Below are 3,885 nucleotides of genomic sequence, written 5' to 3'. Positions count from 1 at the left end.
GCCATGCCGCGCACCAGCTCGGCCGAGGCGGCGGCGGAGGCCGACGGCGGTTCCGGCGCGGCCGCTGCTGCAGGGTCACCGGACCCCGTGTCACCGGACCCCGTGTCACCGGACCCCGTGTCACCGACGCCCGCGCGGGAGTCGATCGACCCCTCTCGTCAGCGCAGGCTCATCGCCGTCCTGGCCGCGGCGTCCGTGGTCCTTCTCGCCGTCACCGGCGTGTCGACCTGGCAGTACGTCGAGGCGAGGGGCGAGGCGGCCACCGAACAGCAGATCGCGGACGCCCCGCGCGCCGCGACTGACGCGGCGCGCGAGATCGCGACCCAGATGTTCACCTACGATCACAGGACCGTCGACGCGGAACTGGCGGCGGTCCGCGAGCGGCTCACCGATCCCGCGCTCACGGAGTTCGTCGAGCAGTCCATGCCCGCCGTCGCCTCCGCGGCCAAACAGCAGGAAGCCAGTGTGTACGCGACCGTGGCGGCGGCCGCACCTCAGGAAGTCGTGGATGGTGACACCGTGACGGTCCTGGTGATGCTCAACCGGATGGTGTCGACCAGGGAGGAACCCGAGGCGGCCAGCTCGGCATCGCGGCTCAGCCTGTCGATGGAGCGCGTTGACGGAACCTGGAAGCTGGGTGAGCTGGAGGCCCTGTGACGGTCGTTCGCTCGCTGGAACCAGCTGCGACTACTCGTCGGAACCAGCGGCGACTACTCGTCTGAGGTGGCGTCGAGCGTCTCGAAGAACCGCCGCGCCCACGCGTGGACATCGTTTGCCAACACCTGTCGCCGGAGCGCCCGCATGCGTCGACGGCGGTCGTCCTTCGGCTCGGTGACGGCCGCCATGATGGCGTCCTTGACCCCCTCCAGGTCATGCGGGTTGCACAGGTACGCCTGTCGGAGTTCGGCGGCGGCGCCGGCGAACTCGCTCAGCACCAGCGCGCCCTCGCCGTCGGTGCAGGAGGCCACGTACTCCTTGGCCACCAGGTTCATCCCGTCCCGCACGGGGGTGACCAGCATGACGTCCGCGGCCACGTAGAACGCTGTGAGCTCGGACTTCGGCACGGGCCGGTGGATGTACGTCACCACAGGGTGCCCGATCTCGCCGAAACTGCCGTTGATCCGGCCCACGGACTCCTCGATGCGCGAGCGCATGATCTGGTACTGCTCCACCCTCTCGCGGCTCGGGGTGGCGAGCTGGAGCAGGGTGACATCGGCGGTCTCGAGCCGACCCTCCTCGAACAGCTCCTCGAGCGCGCGCAGGCGGACGTCGATCCCCTTGGTGTAGTCGAGGCGGTCGACGCCCAGCAGCAGGATCCGGGGAGAACCGAGTTCGCTGCGCAGGCGCTCCGCGCGGGCCCGGGTATCGCGCTCGCGGGCGGCCGCGTCGATGGCGGCCGAGTCGATCGAGATCGGGAACGCCCCCACCCGGACCTTCCGGTCGTCCACCCGGATCTCGGACGCCCGCCCACGGGTCGACCGGAGACGTACCGACGGATGACCACCGAGCCGGTGGGCGAGGATCCGGAAGTTGTCCGCGCCGCCGGGCAGGTGAAACCCCACCAGATCCGCGCCGAGCATGCCCTCGACGATCTCGGAGCGCCACGGGAGCTGCATGAACAGTTCGACGGGAGGGAACGGGATGTGGAGGAAGAACCCGATGGTGAGGTCGGGCCGCATCTCGCGGAGCAGGCGGGGAACGAGCAGCAGCTGGTAGTCCTGCACCCACACGGTGGCGTCGGTGGCGGCGGCCGCGGCGGTGGCCTCGGCGAACCGGCGGTTGATCGCGACGTAGGCGTTCCACCATTCGCGGTGGTACTCGGGAGGGACCACCACGTCGTGGAACAGCGGCCACAGGGTGCCGTTGGAGAACCCCTCGTAGTAGAGCCCGACATCCTCGGCGGACAGCGTGACCGAGTGCAGCCGGATGCCGTCGGCGTCGAAGGGCTCGGGGGCGGCGTCCGCCACGCCGGGCCAGCCCACCCAGGCGCCGTGGTTGGCCTTGAGGATGGACTCCAGGGCCGTCACCAGCCCGCCGGGGCTGGCCTTCCAGTGCTCCCGGCCGTCTTTGTCACGGACGAGGTCGACGGGTAGCCGATTGGCGACGACGACGAAGTCCGCACCGGCTTCCGGCGGCGTCTGCTCGGTCGCGCGCGTCATCCCGTCCCTTCCGTGGTCGCCGTGATGCGGCTAGTCGACGTCGGCAGGGTCGACCTTCTCGGGGCCGATCCCGAGCATCTCGAGCAGCATCAGGCACTCGTCCGCGTCGGCGGCGTACGAGGCCACGATCCTCTGGGCCTGGTACGCGGTCTCGTCGGCGACGGGCTCGAGGTCGACGTCGAGCTCGGGCTCCTTGCTGGCCGCTGCGGCGCTTGCCATGTGTGTCCTCCCGTGTCGTTATGGGACGGCGGGCCCGGAGGGGCGCGGGCGTCCGTTGACATCGTACGTCACTGGTCGGCGGCCGCGGACCTGCGGAGATTTCGCGTGACCCATTCGCCGAAGACGATGCCGGCGGCCAGGGCCACCGCGATCGCCAGAGCCTGGAACATCAACCCCACGCCGATACCGGTCTGATCGCTGGTGAGCGCGGACAGCCCCCGGTAGACCGAGAGCCCGGGCAGGAGGGGCGTGATCCCGGCGATGGTCACGATGAGGGGCGGGACGGTCGCGATGCGGGCGAGGATGCCTCCGAAGAGCCCCATCGCACAGGCCGCGAGCGCGGAACCCACCACCACACCCAACCCGGTCGTGAGGACGACCTGGAAGATGAGCATCCCCACGGCCCCGACGGTCGCGGCCAGCCACGTCGCGCGGACGGTCGCGTAACTGGCCACGGCGAATCCGGCGGCCCCGACGCCCGCTGCGAAGACGGTGAGGAAGAGCGGGGCGTTGCCGGAGATGGTCGGGTCGATGGGGGGTGGGGACATCCCCAGTCGCGCGAACACCGCCAGGGCGATGGTGATGCCGCCGAGGATCCCTCCCGTGAGGATCATCGTCTCCACGCCACGGCCGGCCGACGTGACGGGGAATCCGGTGATCGCGTCCTCGATGGCACCGACGAGCGTGAGCCCGGCGAGCAGCACGATGATCCCCGCGGCCACGAGGGCGGACGGTTGGATGTCCACGAAGTCGTCGCTCAGTATCACGTAGGCCAACAGGGCCCAGGCGGCGGCGATGAACCCGCCCACGATCTGCTGGAAGAACTTCGGGAGGCGGTGTCCGTCGAGATACCTGTTGGCGTACATCAGGGCGAACGTCGACACCATCGACAGGAGACCGGCCAGCGGGCTGCCCCCCAGCTGGATGACGACGGCGAAGCCGAGCATCGCCCAGCCCAGGACCGCGACGCGGAAGGTGTGCGGGTGGGGTGAGGCGATGATCTGCTCGACCTCGGCCGTCGCCTGTTCGACGGTCAACTGGCGCCGCACGATGAGGTCGATGAGGCGCGCGACGCGGGTCACCCTCGTCATGTCGATCGTGCGGTAGTCGACGACCCGTATGACGGAGATGGGGGGTCGTCCGCGACGGCGGTTGACGCCGATGGTCAGCGACGTGAAGGTGACCTCGACGGTGGCGCCCGGGAGGCCGAATGCGGCCGCGACCGATTCCCCCTGGGCGACCGTGTCCGCCGCGCCCTCTCCGGAGGAGAGCAGGATGCCGGCGATCTCCAGAGCGAGATTGAGCACGTCGGTGACGGCGCCGTCGTCGTCCAGGTCGACCGGCGCCATCGGCGACAGCGGGGGCTCGACCGCCAGGTCCATCGTGGACTTGCGCAGACCCAGCCACGCCAGGGGGCGGGTGAACGGTGCGGGTGCGTCGCGGGTCTCCACGTGGACACCGTAGTCAAGTCCCCGACGGCCGAGGGCACGGCGGTCGGGGGCACGGC

The 3,885-nt window shown here is 70.3% G+C and carries 4 protein-coding genes; 1 reads left to right on the top strand and 3 read right to left on the bottom strand.

The features are described from left to right. Window positions 1-657: hypothetical protein (locus IY392_RS09580; protein WP_228549225.1), on the top strand; the 657-nt coding region annotated here is incomplete at its 5' end. 53 nt (window positions 658-710) lie between these two features. Here the strand turns inward: IY392_RS09580 and IY392_RS09575 are convergent. From IY392_RS09575 to IY392_RS09565, 3 genes are all read right to left on the bottom strand, one after another. Continuing rightward, window positions 711-2,159, bottom strand: coding sequence for a trehalose-6-phosphate synthase (locus tag IY392_RS09575; RefSeq protein ID WP_194861080.1), 1,449 nt, complete (start codon window positions 2,157-2,159; stop codon window positions 711-713). A 30-nt stretch (window positions 2,160-2,189) separates the two neighbouring features. Beyond that, on the bottom strand, window positions 2,190-2,378 hold the full coding sequence (locus IY392_RS09570; RefSeq protein WP_107748799.1) for a hypothetical protein: 189 nt from the start codon (window positions 2,376-2,378) through the stop codon (window positions 2,190-2,192). Between the two features lie 68 nt (window positions 2,379-2,446). Continuing rightward, a partial coding sequence (locus tag IY392_RS09565; RefSeq protein ID WP_309234130.1) for a threonine/serine exporter family protein occupies window positions 2,447-3,885 on the bottom strand: 1,439 nt, incomplete at its 5' end.

It is taken from the genome of Dietzia sp. SYD-A1 (assembly GCF_015356725.1).
GTDB lineage: Bacteria > Actinomycetota > Actinomycetes > Mycobacteriales > Mycobacteriaceae > Dietzia.
This window is presented reverse-complemented; position numbering and strand designations above follow the sequence as displayed.